Consider the following 14,767-nt stretch of genomic DNA (forward strand, 5'->3'; position numbering starts at 1 on the left):
GTCAAGGATCAATGTCGTTTTGTGTGGAGAACTGAGCAGTCCGAGCCCCCCTCGGGGCGGAATGCCAAGAACCCCACACGCCCGGGCGTGTGGGGTTCTTGGCGCCGCGCGATCGCGCGGCGGCTGCGGGGTCAGTCCGTCGTGGCAGTGGCCTCGACGGCAAATCCGACGACGTCGTCGTCTGCGACGTACGTCGGCTGGGCGGTGACCCGACCGGCGGCGAGCACATCGGCCATGGCCTGGCGCACGAGATCGAGGTTGGCCTGGCTGGCACTGATCCGCAGGCTGCTGATCTCGGTCTTCTGGCTGACCTTGGCGATGGACTTCGCGCCGCGGATGTCCGCCAGGACCGTCGCGGCCGAGGTCAGCACCGCTGGATCCTGCGCATCGGTCGTCAGGTCGACGTCGTTGACCGGCCAGGCTGCGCGGTGGATCGAGCCCTCCTGCCACCACGACCAGACCTCTTCGGTCACGTACGGCAGGAAGGGAGCCAGCAAACGAAGCTGGACAGACAGGGCGAGCACGAAGGCGCTCTTGGCAGAGGCCGCAGCGGCGTCGTCGCGGCGCGACCGCTCCTTGACCAGCTCGAGGTAGTCGTCGCAGAAGTCCCAGAAGAACTTCTCCGAGACCTCCAGCGCGGTCGTGTAGTCGTACTCCTCGAAGCGCGCGGTGGCCTCGTCGACGACGATTCGCAAGCGGCTGAGCATCGCGAGGTCGACCGGCTCGGTGACCCGTGCGGCGTCCAGGTGGCTCGCGTCGGCACCCAGGCCGTAGGCTTCCTCGGCGGCCAGGACGAACTTGCTCGCGTTGAGGACCTTCATCGCGAGCCGGCGGCCGACCTTCATCTGCGCCTCGTCGAAGGGCGAGTCCGCGCCCGGCCGCGCCCCGGCGGCACGCCAGCGCACCGCGTCCGCACCGAACTTGGTGAGGATCTCGTCGGGCACGACGACATTGCCCTTGGACTTGCTCATCTTCTTGCGGTCCGGGTCGACCACAAAGCCCGACAGGGCGGCGTGCGCCCACGGGACCACGCCGTGCTCGAGGTGGCTGCGAACGATGGACGAGAAAAGCCACGTGCGGATGATGTCGTGGCCCTGAGGACGCAGATCCATCGGGAAGGTGCGCTCGAACAGGTCGGTGTCCCGCTCCCAACCGCAGACGATCTGCGGCGTCAGCGACGAGGTGGCCCACGTGTCGAGGATGTCGGGATCGGCGAGGAATCCTCCGGGCTCACCGCGCTGCGACTCCTCGAAGCCCGGTGGCACCTCCGACGCCGGGTCGACCGGCAGGCTGTCTTCAGCTGCCAGGATCGGGGCGTCGTAGTCGGGCTCGCCGTCCGCGTCGAGGCGGTACCAGACCGGGAACGGGATGCCGAAAAATCGCTGGCGAGAGACCAGCCAGTCACCATTGAGACCTTCGATCCAGTTGGTCAGCCGGGACTGCATATAGGCCGGGACCCAGTCGATCTCGCCGCCGCGGGCGACGAGCTTGCCGCGCAGGTCGGCGCTGCGGCCCCCGTTGGTGAGGTACCACTGGCGGGTCGAGACGATCTCGAGCGGCTTGTCGCCGCGCTCGTAGAAGTTGGCCATGCGCTGCGTCGGCGCCGGTTCGCCATCGAGATCCCCGGTCTCCCTGAGGGCGACCACGACCGCCTCGCGGGCCGAGAAAGTCGTCTTGCCGGCGATGTCGGCGTATCGGTCGGCGGCGTCGGGGTTGATCCAGTCCGGCGTGTCGCGCAGCACGCGGCCGTCACGGCCGATGATCGTCCGGTTGGGCAGCTGCAGCTCGCGCCACCACTGGACATCGGTCAGGTCGCCGAACGTGCAGGACATCACGATGCCCGAGCCCTTCTCGGGGTCGGCCAGCGTGTGGGCCACGACCGGGACCTCGACCCCGTACAGCGGGGAGGTCACGGTCGTGCCGAACAGCGGCTTGTAGCGCTCGTCGTCGGGGTGCGCGATCAGCGCGACGCAGGCCGCGATGAGCTCGGGTCGGGTCGTCTCGATGATGACCGGAGCATCCGCTCCGTGGAAGGCCACCCGGTGGTAGGCGCCGGGGTACTCCCGCGCCTCGAGCTCGGCCTGCGCGACTGCGGTCTGGAACGTCACGTCCCACAGGGTGGGCGCGTCCTGCTGGTAGGCCTCGCCGCGGGCGACGTTGCGGAGGAACGCCCGCTGCGACACGACCTGGGACTCGTCGCCGATCGTGGTGTACTTCTGCGCCCAGTCCACGCTCAGGCCGAGCGTGCGCCACAGCTGCTCGAAGACCTTCTCGTCCTCCTCGACGAGCTCGTTGCACAGCTCGACGAAGTTGCGCCGGCTGACCGCGACCTGCTTCTTGGGGTCCGGCTTCTCCGGCGGTGTGTAGCCCGGCTCGTACGGCAGCGACGGATCGCACCGCACGCCGAAGTAATTCTGGACCCGGCGCTCGGTCGGCAACCCGTTGTCGTCCCACCCCATCGGGTAGAAGACTTCCTTGCCGCGCATCCGTTGGTATCGCGCGATCAAGTCCGTATGCGTGTACGAGAACACGTGCCCGACATGCAGTGATCCCGAGACCGTCGGCGGGGGCGTGTCGATCGAGAAGATCTGCTCGCGGGTCTTGGTGCGGTCGAAGGTGTAGGTGCCCTGCTCGGCCCACCGGGCGGACCAGCTGGCTTCAAGACCTTCGAGGACAGGCTTTTCGGGGACGGTGTTCACAACGGACAAGTCTAGGCGGGCGTGCTCGCGACGCGGGCATCGGCGTCGCGGGCACCCGGGGGTGCCCACGACGCCGATGCAGTCCTACGCGTCGGCCGTCGACCGGATCGGTTCGTCGCGGGACTGGCCGACCGGGACGTCCTTCTTGTGGGCCAGCTGGCTCGGCCACCAGATGTGACGTCCGATGTCCAGGTTGAGAGCCGTCACGAGGACCGACCGGACGATGATCGTGTCGAGCAGGACGCCGACCGCCACGGCGAAGCCGAGCTCGGCCAGGAACACGATCGGCAGGGTCGCGAGTGCCGCGAACGTGCCGGCCAGCACGAATCCCGCCGAGGTGATGACGCCACCGGTCGCTCCCAACCCGATCAACGCCCCGCGCCGAGTGCCGTGCTTCAGCGACTCCTCGCGCACCCGGGTCATGAGGAAGATGTTGTAGTCGATGCCGAGCGCCACGAGGAACACGAATGCGAACAGCGGGAAGGATGAGTCCGCACCGGCGAAGTTGAACACGTGGTGGAACACCAACCCGCTGATGCCGAGCGCGGCGCCAAACGACAGCACGACGGTGACGAGCAGGATGACGGGTGCCGCGATCGACCGTAGGAGCAGGGCCAGCACCAGCAGCACGACGACCAGGATGATCGGAATGATCAGCTTGTTGTCGGCCGACGACGCGCTCTGCACGTCCTTGTTGACTGCGGTGTTGCCGCCGACCTGAGCGTCGGCGCCGGGCACGGCATGGACCGCGGTGCGCGCCGCCTCAACCGTCGCGAAAGCCGCCGACGAGTCCGGGGCGGACGTCAGGGTTCCTTCAAGGTAGGAGGTGCCGCCGGCCTCGCCCTTGATCTCGACCGAGGAGGGATCGAGACCCTCGACGCCACGAAGCGCCTGCTTGACCGCTTGGGCCTGATCGGTTGCGGCCACCACCGCGAGCGGCGACCCCGCGCCACCGGGGAAGTGCTCGGAGAGCTTCTTCTCTGCGGCGACCGAGGGCTGTGCCTGGGTGAAGCTCTCCTCGTTGCTGAGCCCGTTGGCGTCAAGCTGCGCGATGCCGAATGTCAGGCCGACCAGCACCAGGCTCGTGCCGATCCACACTGCCCGCGGGCGTCGCGCGATGCGGCTGCCGACCTTGGACCACATGCCGGTCTCGCTCTTGATCGGGTCGCCGAAGCGGGGCACGAATGGCCAGAAGATCCACCGTCCGACGATCACCAGGAGCGCCGGGAGCGTGATCAGCATGACCAGGAGCGCGATCGCGATGCCCGCCGCTCCCACCGGGCCGAGGCTGCTGGTCGAGTTCATCTGGGCGAACAACAGGCACAGCAGGCCGATGATGACGGTCGCGCCGCTCGCGATGACTGCCGGGGCAGCGCGGTGCAGTGCGTGCCGCATGGCTTCGTGCCGGTCTTCGTAGTTGTGCAGCTCCTCGCGGTATCGGGCCACCAGCAGAAGGGCGTAGTCGACGCCGGCGCCCAGCACGAGGACGCTGAGGATTCCGGCGCTCTGGCCGTTGACGGTCAGTCCGCCGTACTTGGCCAAGAGGTAGACGGCGCCCTGGGCGGTCGACACGGCGCCGACACCGCACAACAGGAACAGGATGGCGAGCTGGAGGCTGCGGTAGGTGACCAGCAGGATCACGAACACGATCAGCAGGGCAGCGAGAAGCAGAATGCCGTCGATGCCGGAGAAGGCTTCCGCCTGATCGGCCCCCAGCGCTGCCGGGCCGGCGATGCGCACCTCGAGGCCGCCGGAGCCCCGGGTCGCGTGCTTCATCTCATCGACGATGCCGGGAAGCTTGTCCCAGCCGTCGTTGCCCATGTTGATCGTGGCGATCACCTGGGCGGCCTGGCCGTCCTGTGACGGGATCGGCTCGGCGGTGACGTCGGTGACCCCAGTGACCTTCGCGATCTTGGCGGCGTCGCTCCTGGCCGTGGCGAGGTCGGCCGGGGTCAGGCCTGTGTCGCGCACGAAGAGCACGACCGCCGGAATGGCGTCAGGGTCGGAGAACTGCGCCGACTTCTGGATGACCTTGGTCGACTCGGCATCACCCGGTAACCACGACGCGATGTCGTTCTCCTGCACGCTGGTCAGCTTGGCGCCGAGCGAACCGGCCCCCAGGATGATGACGAGCGACAGGACCAGGACGATCCACTTGGCCCAGTGATGGGTGACCCAGCCCGCAATGCTGCGATTCATGATTCTCCTGAGATTTCTGTGGTCCTGGGACGACCGGTTCGTGGACCGATCTGTCGATCGTCGCACCGGTGACCGACACAATTGGCCCGCCTTGGCAGCACGAACGCCATGCCATGTGTTCCAGTTAGGAATACTTCCGCTCTGGCGCCTTCGCCGTCAAGTCTTTCGGGCAGAGGAGTGCAAGGTGCAGGGGTGGCGACCCTGAGACGCCCCCGACTTGCTGCGACAATGGGTCGTGATGACACCCACGTACGCGGAGGTCGAGCGCGCGCTCCTCGGCCGGTGGCCCGAGACCCGTCTTGAGCCGTCCCTCGACCGGATAGCTGCCCTGTGCCGACTGCTCGGTGACCCACAGCACGCCTATCCGGTGATCCACCTGACGGGCACCAACGGCAAGACCTCGACGAGCCGCATGATCGATGCGCTGCTCCGCGCACTCGACCTGCGGACCGGTCGGTTCACGAGCCCGCACCTGCAGTCGATGACCGAGCGGATCTGTCTCGACGGCGAGCCTCTGACCGAGGCGCTGTTCGTGGATGCGTTCGCGGACATCGCTGCGTACGCGCAGATCGTCGACGACTCGGCGGCCCACCCGCTGTCCTACTTCGAGATGATCACGGCGATGGCGTTCGCGGCATTCGCCGACGCGCCGATCGACGCTGCCGTCGTGGAGGTCGGGATGGGTGGATCGTGGGACGCGACCAATGTCGCCGACGGGCAGGTCGCGGTCATCACGCCGATCGGCGTCGACCACGAGCGCTATCTCGGCGATCGCGCCGAGATCATCGCGATCGAGAAGGCCGGAATCATCAAGCCCGGCTCGCACGTCGTGATCGCGCAGCAGGAGGACGCCGTGATGGACGTCCTGATGCGGCGAGCGGTCGATGTCGGAGCCATTGCATTGCGCGAGGGCGTGGACTTCGGCGTCAACCACCGCACGACAGCGGTCGGCGGCCAGCAGATCGACCTGCAGGGTGTGGCGTCGGCGTATTCCGACATCTTCCTACCGCTGCACGGTGCGCACCAGGCTCACAACGCGGCCTACGCGCTCGCCGCCGTCGAGGCTTTCACCGGTAGCAAGGAGCTCGACCCCGAGCTCGTTCGTGCGGCCTTCGCCCAGGTGACGTCCCCGGGCCGGCTCGAGGTCGTGCGCCGCAGCCCCACGGTGCTGCTCGACGCCGCGCACAACCCGCACGGCGCGCACGCGACCGTCGAGGCGGTGCAGGACGCGTTCACGTTCAGCCCACTGATCGGTGTCGTCGGTGTGATGGCCGACAAGGACGTCGAGGAGATGCTGCGTATCTTCGAGCCGGTCATGGCCGAGATCGTGTGCACCCAGAACAGCACTCCCCGGGCGATGCCGGCAACCGAGCTGGCTGAGATCGCCGAGGACATCTTCGGCGCCGAGCGGGTCATCATCGCCGACCGGCTCGACGACGCTCTCGAGCAGGCGGTCGCGATGGCCGACTCCGCCGAGGGCAACGAGGAAGCCATGGGCAGCGGCGGCGTCCTGGTCGCGGGATCGGTCGTGACGGTCGGCGAAGCGCGGGTGCTCTTCGGAGGTACGCCCCAGTGAGGGGGATGTGCGCCGCGATGCTGACCCTCGAGGCGATCATCCTGGCACTCGCGGTCCCGGTCATGATCTCGGTCGAGGGCGTCAGCACACCGCTCGCCCTGACGGCGGGGCTGGGGCTGGCCCTGCTGTGCATCCTGACGGCAGGTGCGCTGCGCAGACCCGGCGTGTACCTCGTCGGACACGCGATCCAGGTCGGGGCGATCGCGCTCGGGTTCCTCGTGACGATCATGTTCTTCATCGGGGCGATGTTCGCGGCGCTGTGGCTCGGTGCGTTCTTCCTGGGCCGCCGGATCGAGGCTGACAAGGCCAGATGGGCTCGAGAGGCCGGCGAGGCCTGAGCTACTGCTGGTCGGCGGTCTCCTCGACGGTGCTCGGGCCGCCCGCGATAGGGTCGCGCCATGTCCCAACGCACCCTCGTCCTGATCAAGCCCGACGGCGTACGCCGCGGCCTGGTGGGCCAGATCCTGTCCCGATTCGAGTCCAAGGGACTGCAGATCGTGGCGCTCGAGCATCGCGCGATCGACGCCGCCCAGGCCGATGCGCACTACGCCGAGCACGTCGAGCAGCCGTGGTATCCGCCGCTGCGGGCTTTCGCGATCTCCGGTCCTCTTGTGGCTCTGGTGCTCGAGGGCGATGAGGCCATCTCGGTCGTCCGGGTGCTCAACGGCGTGACAGACGGACGCCAGGCCGCGCCGGGCACGATCCGGGGCGACCTGTCCCTGTCCAACCGCGAGAACCTCGTGCATGCCTCGGACTCCGAGGAGTCCTCGGCGCGCGAGATCGCGCTGTGGTTCCCCGGGCTGTCCTGACCGACTTAGAGCAGTGACTCCGGCCGCAGGTGGTGGGTCACAGCGTGGAAGCGACCCCGGACGTCCTCCGGCAGCCAGATGACGTGATTCGACACCGACGCCATGTCGATGTCCTCCTGCAGCGTCACGACGTCGACCGCCTGACGGGGATCGTCTCCGTGGCGGTCCTCGAACTCGACGAGCGAGACCCGGACGGTGACCCCGAACGGGTTGGGGTTGACCATGCCGACGCCCCAGAACTCCTCTGGGTCGGCGGTCGCCTTCTGCTCGAGGTCGATCATGACGGTCTTGATGTCGGCCTCCAGCGCGGGATGGTCGCTCTGCTCCGCCGCTGCCAACTGGACGTCGACGCCGCGCACGTGCCGTGCGCCGATCCCGTCGAACCGCAGGATGTCGACCAGGGTCCCGCCCGCCGCCAGCAGCGGTCCACCGCCCCGGTGGGAGCCGTTGACGGTCTGTACCGCGACACCGGGCAGCTCACGCCCCCAGAGGTCACGTGCGCTGAAGGAGAGCGTCGGCTGGACCGACATCTCGGTGTTGTTCTTGATGGTCAGCAGCTGATCGGGCGAATCATCCGCCGACAGCGGAACGTACTCGACCGTGAACGGACCAGGGGGGCGCGCGCGACGTCTCACCCCTCGAGCCTAGGACGTTACCCTTGAGAGCATGTCCGTCGACTCCGTCTTTCCTCGCCTCGAACCGCTCCTGCCCTCGATCAGCAAGCCGATCCAGTACGTCGGCGGTGAGCTCAACGCGACGAGCAAGGACTGGGACTCGGCCGAGGTGCGTTGGGCGTTGATGTATCCCGACGCCTACGAGGTCGGTCTCCCCAACCAGGGTGTCCAGATCCTCTACGAGGTGCTCAACGAGCGCGACTGGATCCTCGCCGAGCGGACGTACGCCGTGTTCGCCGACATGGAGAAGGTCATGCGGGACAACGACATCCCGCAGTTCACGGTGGACGCGCACCGCCCGGTCCGGGCCTTCGACCTGATGGGGCTCTCGTTCTCCACCGAGCTCGGCTACACCAACTTCCTCAACGCGATCGACCTGGCGGGCATGCCTCTGCACGCTGTCGACCGCGGTGACGACGATCCGATCGTGATTGCCGGAGGTCACTCGGCGTTCAACCCCGAACCGATCGCAGACTTCATTGACGCCGCCGTGCTCGGCGATGGAGAGGAGATCGTCCTCGCGATCAGCGAGGTCGTGCGCGAGTGGAAGTCCGAAGGGCGACCCGGGGGCCGCGACGAGGTGCTGATGCGGCTGGCCAAGAGCGGCGGCGTCTACGTCCCCAAGTTCTACGACGTGACCTATCTACCGGACGGTCGGATCCAGCGGATCGTGCCGAACCGGCCGGGTGTGCCGTGGCGGGTCGCCAAGCACACGCTGATGGACCTCGATGCGTGGCCGTACCCCAAGAACCCGCTCGTCCCGCTCGCGGAGACCGTGCACGAGCGGTTCAGCGTCGAGATCTTCCGCGGGTGCACGCGCGGCTGCCGGTTCTGCCAGGCCGGCATGATCACCCGCCCCGTGCGGGAGCGCTCGATCGAGGGCATCGGCGCGATGGTCCAGAACGGGCTCGACAAGACCGGCTTCGAGGAAGTCGGCCTGTTGAGCCTGTCGAGCGCCGACCACACCGAGATCGGCGAGGTCGCCAAGCAGCTCGGCGACCGATATGAGGGCACCAACACCTCGCTGTCGCTGCCGTCGACCCGCGTCGACGCCTTCAACATCACCTTGGCCAATGAGTTCAGTCGCAACGGCCGACGTTCGGGCCTGACCTTCGCCCCGGAGGGAGGCAGCGAGCGGTTGCGCAAGGTCATCAACAAGATGGTGACCGAGGAAGACCTGATCCGCACCGTCGCCGCCGCCTACTCCCACGGCTGGCGCCAGGTCAAGCTGTACTTCATGTGTGGTCTGCCGACCGAGACCGACGAAGACGTCATGCAGATCGGTGAGCTCGCCAAGCGGGTCATCCAGACCGGCCGCGAGGTCTCGGGGCGGCACGACATCCGTTGCACCGTCTCGATCGGCGGCTTCGTGCCCAAGCCGCACACGCCGTTCCAGTGGGCCTCGCAGCTCGACCACGAGACGACCGACGACCGCCTGCAGAAGCTGCGGGACTTCGTCCGCGCTGACCGCAAGTACGGCAAGGCAATCGGCTTCCGCTATCACGATGGCAAGCCCGGCATCATCGAAGGACTGCTGTCGCGCGGCGATCGCCGGGTCGGCCGGATCATTGAGGCGGTGTGGCGCGACGGTGGACGATTCGATGGGTGGAGCGAGCACTTCTCGTACGACCGCTGGGCTGAGCAGACCGCCGCTGTGCTGGCCAACGAGCCGGTCGACCTTGACTGGTACACCGTCCGCGAGCGCGAGTACGCCGAGGTGCTCCCTTGGGACCACCTGGATGCCGGGCTCGACCGGGACTGGCTGTGGGAGGACTGGCAGGACTCGTTGAACCCCGACGGCGCGCTGGAGGTCGAGGACTGCCGCTGGACGCCGTGCTTCGACTGCGGCGTGTGTCCGCAGATGGACACCGAGATCCAGATCGGCCCCACCGGCAAGACATTGCTGCCGCTCAGCGTCGTCTAGGACCGCAGGGTCGCCGGTCAGCTGCTGATCCGGTCGCGGGGCCCGCGACCGAGGGTGTCCTCGAGCATGACGGGCCTCGCGACGAACCAGCCGGCAACAGCGATGACCCCGGCGAGGCACATCAGGCCGATGATCGAGGCCGTCCAGGCGCCGGTCGCGTCGTGCAGGATCCCGGCTCCGAGCGGACCGATCCCCGCGACCAGGTAGCCGGGGCCCTGGGTGAACACCGACAGTGCCGTCGTGCCGGCCGCGGTCCTCGTACGCTTGCCGATCATCGTCAGCGTCCAGGTGAAGGAACCACCCCCGACGCCCAGCAGGACCGCCCACAGCCACGTCATGGTCGTCGGCGCCAGCAGAACGCCGAGCCAGCCACCGGCGGTCAGCGCCGCGAATGCCAGGGGCAGCACAGGTCGGTCGCCAATGATCCGCATGAGCCACGGGAGGCCCAGGGTCAGCGGGATCCCCACCCCGCTGAGCAGCCCCAGCATTGCGCCGGCGTGGGCAGTGCTGAGTCCTGCGTCGGTCAGGATCTCGGGGAACCAGCCGAACTGTGCGTAGGCCCCCGCGGACTGCGCCCCGAACAACAGTGCCATCGCCCAGGTCAATGGCGACCGGGCCACTTGTCGCAGGGGGAGTCGGTTCGTGCCCTGCGGGTCGGCACGGATGTCGCTGCGCAGGAATGCGAACCAGGGGAGCAGGGCGACGAACGCCAGGGCAGCCCACAGCCCCAGGCCCTGGCGCCATCCGCCGAGCGCGTCGGACAGGGGCACCGTCGCGATCGAGCCGAGCGTCGCTCCTGCCATCAGCGCCGCGCCGTAGAGCGCGCTGACCAGGGCGATGCGATCGGGGAAGTGCACCTTGACCAGCGGTGGAAGGATGATGTTTCCCATGGCGGCCCCGGCCAGCGCGATTGTGGTGCAAGCCAGGAACAGGGCGGTAGTGTCGGCCATCGCCCGGAGCACCAGGCCGATCGTCAGCATCGCCAGCACGAGTGCCGCGGTGCGGTGCAGACCCAAGCGCTTGACGACACCGTGCGCCCCGACGCCGAAGACCGCGAAGCACAGAACCGGGATGGCTGTCACGATCCCTCCGACGGCCGTCGACATGCCGAGGTCCGAGCGGACCGATCCGAGCACGACCCCCAGACTGCCCACCGCGACTCGCAGGTTGAGCGCCAGCAGCACGATCGCGCTACCGACCAGCAGTCTGCCCCCAGAGGACGCGGGGTTGATGGGTGTCACGAGGCACCATTCAACTCTCCGTTGGCACGGGTAGCCTCATCGGGTGACGACCCTCGAGGGGACACCCAATCCCGAAGCCCCCAATCCGCAGCTGCCGATCGTGCAGAAGATCCGCCTTCGCTACGCCAAACGAGGTCGCCTGCGCTTCACGAGCCACCGCGACTTCGCCCGGGCGTTCGAGCGGGCCGTGCGGCGCGCCGGTATACCCATCGGCTTCTCGTCGGGTTTCACGCCGCACCCCAAGATCTCCTACGCCAACGCGTCACCGACTGGAGCCGCCAGCGAGGCGGAGTACCTCGAGATCGGGATGACCCGTCCGTGCGATGCGGACGAGGTCCGTGCGGCGCTCGATGCAGCCCTGCCGCCCGGTTTGGACATCGTGGACGCCGTCGTGGCGAAACCAGGTGCGCTGGCCGACCGGCTGGAGGCAAGCTCCTGGGAGATCGCGTTGCCGGGAGTCGGGGTCGAGCACGCCCAGAGCGCGGTTGAGGCGTTCCTCGCGACCGACGAGGTCCTGATCGAGCGCATGATGAAGCGAGGCTTGCGCACACTGGACTGTCGGGACGCCGTGCTTGCCCTTTCCGCGCGTTCCGGAGCGACCGCCGCGGGTCCGTGTGCGATACTGGCGGTGGTTGTACGACACGACACACCGTCAGTACGACCGGACGACGTTCTCGCCGGACTCCGATCCAGCGGTGGCCTCGAGCTCGAGCAGACGCCCACGGCGACTCGCTTGGCCCAGGGTCCTCTTGACTCGGAGAACGGCACGGTAGGCGATCCACTTGCCTTCGACCGCGACGCATCCTGACCGGGTGCCGACCGCGGCGGCAGGCGGAGAAGCTGATGTGACAGACCAAGATTCGTCGTCAGTCCCCGGCGCGTGGCGCAGGGGTTGACCGAAGGCTTAGGCCCGCTTGTCGGGCCGCAGACGTGCCCCAGCCGATCACGATCGGCCACGGGCGAAGGAGAGCAGATGCTCGACGACAACGACACCACTGGCGAATCCACCACCGCGACGCCCTCCACCCGCCGGCGAGCGGCCGGTCGGCCCGCAGGGCCACCTGCCGCCGTGAGTTTCTCCGCCCCGGCCGCTCCGCAGGCCAAGGCTCCGGCCAGCGAGCCGGAGGAAGCGCCGGTCAAGAAGGCGCCCGCCCGCAAGAGCGCGGCGAAGGCGCAGGAACCGGCCGAGACGACCGAGCGGGCAGATGCACCGGTTAAGAAGGCTGCGGCCAAGAAGTCCAGCGCCGCGAAAACCGCCGCGAAGGCGGAGGAGCCCGCCGAGGAGGCTGTGCCGGTCGCCTCGACCGCGGCCATGTTCAAGGCTCCCGAGCCAGGACTCGCTCCGGCCCGGCCCAAGCCCAAGCCCGAGCCCGACGCCGACTCCGGTCGCGATGATGATGACGACGACGACGACGACGACAGCGACGGTCCGAAGCGTCGTCGCCGCAGTCGCGGCGGTCGTCGTCGTCGCAAGGGCGACAACGACGGCGACGAGTCCACCAGCGACGGTGACGACGACACCGAGGACGATGGCAACGGCGGCACGCGTCGCCGTCGGCGTCGAGCGCGGGCCGGAGAAGGGGCCGACGCCTCGCCCGACGACCCGGAGAACACCGTGGTGCGGGTCCGCAACGGCCGCACCGCCGAGGACGAGATCACTGGCGTCGCCGGCTCGACCCGCCTCGAGGCCAAGAAGCAGCGCCGCCGTGAGGGCCGCGAAGCCGGTCGCCGGCGCGCCCCGATCGTGTCCGAGGCCGAGTTCTTGGCCCGTCGCGAGTCGGTCAAGCGCGAAATGGTCGTCCGCCAACGCGACGACTACACGCAGATCGCCGTCATCGAGGACAACGTCCTCGTCGAGCACTACGTGGCCCGCGAGTCGCAGGTGTCGATCATCGGTAACGTCTACCTGGGCAAGGTCCAGAACGTCCTGCCGAGCATGGAGGCCGCCTTCGTCGACATCGGTGCCGGCCGAAATGCCGTCCTGTATGCCGGCGAGGTTGACTGGACGACGCTCGGCAACGGCAAGCAGCGCAAGATCGAGGATGCGCTCAAGCCCGGCCAGACGATCCTCGTGCAGGTCTCGAAAGACCCGATCGGCCAGAAGGGCGCCCGTCTCACGAGCCAGGTCAGCCTTCCCGGCCGGTTCCTGGTCCTCGTGCCCGGCGGCCAGACCAGCGGCATCTCGCGCAAGCTGCCCGAGAACGAGCGCGCTCGCCTCAAGACCCTCCTCAAGGAGGTCCTGCCGGACAACACCGGCGTCATCGTGCGCACCGCAGCAGAGGGTGCGACCGAGGAGCAGTTGACCCGCGACGTCACCGCGCTCTCGGCGCGGTGGGAGGTCATCGAGGGCAAGGTGGCGGCCGGCAACGCCCCCGAGCTGCTCTACTCCGAGCCCGATCTGATGATCAAGGTCGTGCGTGACCTGTTCAACGAGGACTTCCACGGGCTTGTTGTCGAGGGCGACGATGCCTGGGACATGATCAAGGGCTACATCGACCACGTCGCCCCGGATCTCGCCGAGCGGGTCAAGCCGTGGCAGAGCGATGACGGCCGGGATGCCTTCACGGCGTACCGACTGGACGAGCAGATCCACAAGGCGCTGGACCGCAAGGTGTTCCTGCCGTCCGGTGGCTCGCTGGTCATCGACCGCACCGAGGCCATGACGGTCGTCGACGTCAACACCGGCAAGTACACCGGCTCGGGCGGCAACCTCGAGGAGACCGTCACCAAGAACAACCTCGAGGCCGCCGAGGAGGTCGTGCGTCAGCTCCGACTCCGCGACATCGGCGGCATCATCGTCGTCGACTTCATCGACATGGTCCTCGAGAGCAACCGTGACCTCGTGCTTCGCCGCCTCGTGGAGTGCCTCGGACGTGACCGCACCCGCCACCAGGTCGCCGAGGTCACCTCGCTCGGTCTGGTGCAGATGACGCGCAAGCGCATCGGCACGGGGCTGCTCGAGTCGTTCAGCGTCGACTGTGACCACTGCCACGGCCGTGGCGTCGTGATCCAGGACGCGCCGGTCGAGCCCAAGCGGGACGAGCAGCGTCGCGGTGGGCGCGGAGGCCGTGGTGGGGGTGGCAACAACGGCAACAGCGGCGGCAACCAGGCCAAGTCCGGCGGCGGCAACGCTAAGTCCGGCGGCGGCAACGATGCCCCCAAGCCTGCAGAGGCCCCCAAGCCTGCAGAGGCCCCCAAGCCTGCGGAGGCCCCCAAGCCTGCGGACGTCGCGAAGCCTGCAGACGCCCCCAAGCCCACCCCGGAGACTCCTGCAAAGGCCGCTGACAGCGTCGAGCAGACCGACCGGGCAGTCCAGACGCCCAGTGTCGCGTCAGTGCCGCAGACCGACATCTCCTCGGTCACCCGGGACGAACCATCCGTCCCGGCCAAGAAGCCCGCCCGCAAGCGAGGGTCGGCCTCCAAGCCGGCTGGCCCGCCGCCCGCGGTGGAACCTGCGTCATCGGCCCCCAAGGCCGCTGTCAGCAACCCGATTCAGGCCGGCACGATCGCGGCTGAAAGTACGAGTTCTGAGCCTTCTGGGAACGACGGGGATGCCCCCGTTTTGACCAGCGAGGGTCAGGTTCCGTAAACTAGTCCCTCGGTGCGCTCTGCGCCCCGTTCTTGCGCGTCCCGCCCACCGGTGGA

At 68.2% G+C, this 14,767-nt stretch carries 10 protein-coding genes; 6 read left to right on the top strand and 4 right to left on the bottom strand.

Features of this window, described 5'->3' with window-relative positions:
• Positions 1 to 131: 131 nt before the first annotated feature.
• Both valS and C6I20_RS04245 read right to left on the bottom strand, forming a co-directional pair.
• The gene (valS, locus tag C6I20_RS04240; RefSeq protein ID WP_118394824.1) at positions 132 to 2,708 is read right to left on the bottom strand and encodes a valine--tRNA ligase; all 2,577 of its coding nucleotides are present in this window, start codon (positions 2,706 to 2,708) and stop codon (positions 132 to 134) included.
• A 75-nt stretch (positions 2,709 to 2,783) separates the two neighbouring features.
• Positions 2,784 to 4,898 (bottom strand): MMPL family transporter, encoded by a 2,115-nt coding sequence (locus C6I20_RS04245; RefSeq protein WP_118394825.1) that lies wholly within the window; start codon positions 4,896 to 4,898, stop codon positions 2,784 to 2,786.
• Positions 4,899 to 5,136: 238 nt separating this feature from the next.
• On the opposite strand from C6I20_RS04245, the gene C6I20_RS04250 reads away from it, so the two are divergent.
• Genes C6I20_RS04250 through ndk form a run of 3 tightly spaced genes read left to right on the top strand, consistent with a single transcriptional unit; the run spans position 5,137 to position 7,283 of the window.
• On the top strand, positions 5,137 to 6,474 hold the full coding sequence (locus tag C6I20_RS04250) for a folylpolyglutamate synthase/dihydrofolate synthase family protein (RefSeq protein ID WP_118394826.1): 1,338 nt from the start codon (positions 5,137 to 5,139) through the stop codon (positions 6,472 to 6,474).
• Between the two features lie 5 nt (positions 6,475 to 6,479).
• Complete coding sequence (locus tag C6I20_RS04255) at positions 6,480 to 6,812, top strand: DUF4233 domain-containing protein (RefSeq protein ID WP_118394827.1); 333 nt, start codon at positions 6,480 to 6,482, stop codon at positions 6,810 to 6,812.
• 60 nt (positions 6,813 to 6,872) lie between these two features.
• Positions 6,873 to 7,283, top strand: coding sequence for a nucleoside-diphosphate kinase (gene ndk, locus C6I20_RS04260; RefSeq protein WP_118394828.1), 411 nt, complete (start codon positions 6,873 to 6,875; stop codon positions 7,281 to 7,283).
• Between the two features lie 5 nt (positions 7,284 to 7,288).
• Here ndk and C6I20_RS04265 read toward each other — a convergent pair whose 3' ends face one another.
• Positions 7,289 to 7,918, bottom strand: coding sequence for a hypothetical protein (locus C6I20_RS04265; protein ID WP_118394829.1), 630 nt, complete (start codon positions 7,916 to 7,918; stop codon positions 7,289 to 7,291).
• A gap of 31 nt (positions 7,919 to 7,949) precedes the next feature.
• On the opposite strand from C6I20_RS04265, the gene C6I20_RS04270 reads away from it, so the two are divergent.
• A complete protein-coding gene (locus C6I20_RS04270) occupies positions 7,950 to 9,881 on the top strand; it encodes a TIGR03960 family B12-binding radical SAM protein (protein WP_118394830.1) in 1,932 nt (643 codons plus the stop codon).
• A 17-nt stretch (positions 9,882 to 9,898) separates the two neighbouring features.
• Here the strand turns inward: C6I20_RS04270 and C6I20_RS04275 are convergent, their stop codons facing one another.
• A complete protein-coding gene (locus C6I20_RS04275; protein WP_118394831.1) occupies positions 9,899 to 11,122 on the bottom strand; it encodes an MFS transporter in 1,224 nt (407 codons plus the stop codon).
• A gap of 43 nt (positions 11,123 to 11,165) precedes the next feature.
• Here C6I20_RS04275 and C6I20_RS04280 point away from each other — a divergent pair, with 43 nt between their 5' ends.
• On the top strand, positions 11,166 to 11,930 hold the full coding sequence (locus C6I20_RS04280; RefSeq protein WP_216822986.1) for a TIGR03936 family radical SAM-associated protein: 765 nt from the start codon (positions 11,166 to 11,168) through the stop codon (positions 11,928 to 11,930).
• A gap of 261 nt (positions 11,931 to 12,191) precedes the next feature.
• The gene (locus C6I20_RS04285; protein ID WP_371682659.1) at positions 12,192 to 14,711 is read left to right on the top strand and encodes an Rne/Rng family ribonuclease; all 2,520 of its coding nucleotides are present in this window, start codon (positions 12,192 to 12,194) and stop codon (positions 14,709 to 14,711) included.
• Positions 14,712 to 14,767: the final 56 nt, after the last annotated feature.

Source organism: Aeromicrobium sp. A1-2 (genome assembly GCF_003443875.1).
Lineage (GTDB): Bacteria > Actinomycetota > Actinomycetes > Propionibacteriales > Nocardioidaceae > Aeromicrobium.

What these genes read in the sequence shown, in the direction of transcription:
- ndk (WP_118394828.1), top strand. Translation starts at nt 6,873, where the DNA reads ATGTCCCAACGCACCCTCGTCCTGATCAAGCCCGACGGCGTACGCCGC.
- C6I20_RS04270 (WP_118394830.1), top strand. Translation starts at nt 7,950, where the DNA reads ATGTCCGTCGACTCCGTCTTTCCTCGCCTCGAACCGCTCCTGCCCTCG.
- C6I20_RS04250 (WP_118394826.1), top strand. Translation starts at nt 5,137, where the DNA reads ATGACACCCACGTACGCGGAGGTCGAGCGCGCGCTCCTCGGCCGGTGG.
- C6I20_RS04245 (WP_118394825.1), bottom strand. Translation starts at nt 4,898, where the DNA reads ATGAATCGCAGCATTGCGGGCTGGGTCACCCATCACTGGGCCAAGTGG.
- C6I20_RS04255 (WP_118394827.1), top strand. Translation starts at nt 6,480, where the DNA reads ATGTGCGCCGCGATGCTGACCCTCGAGGCGATCATCCTGGCACTCGCG.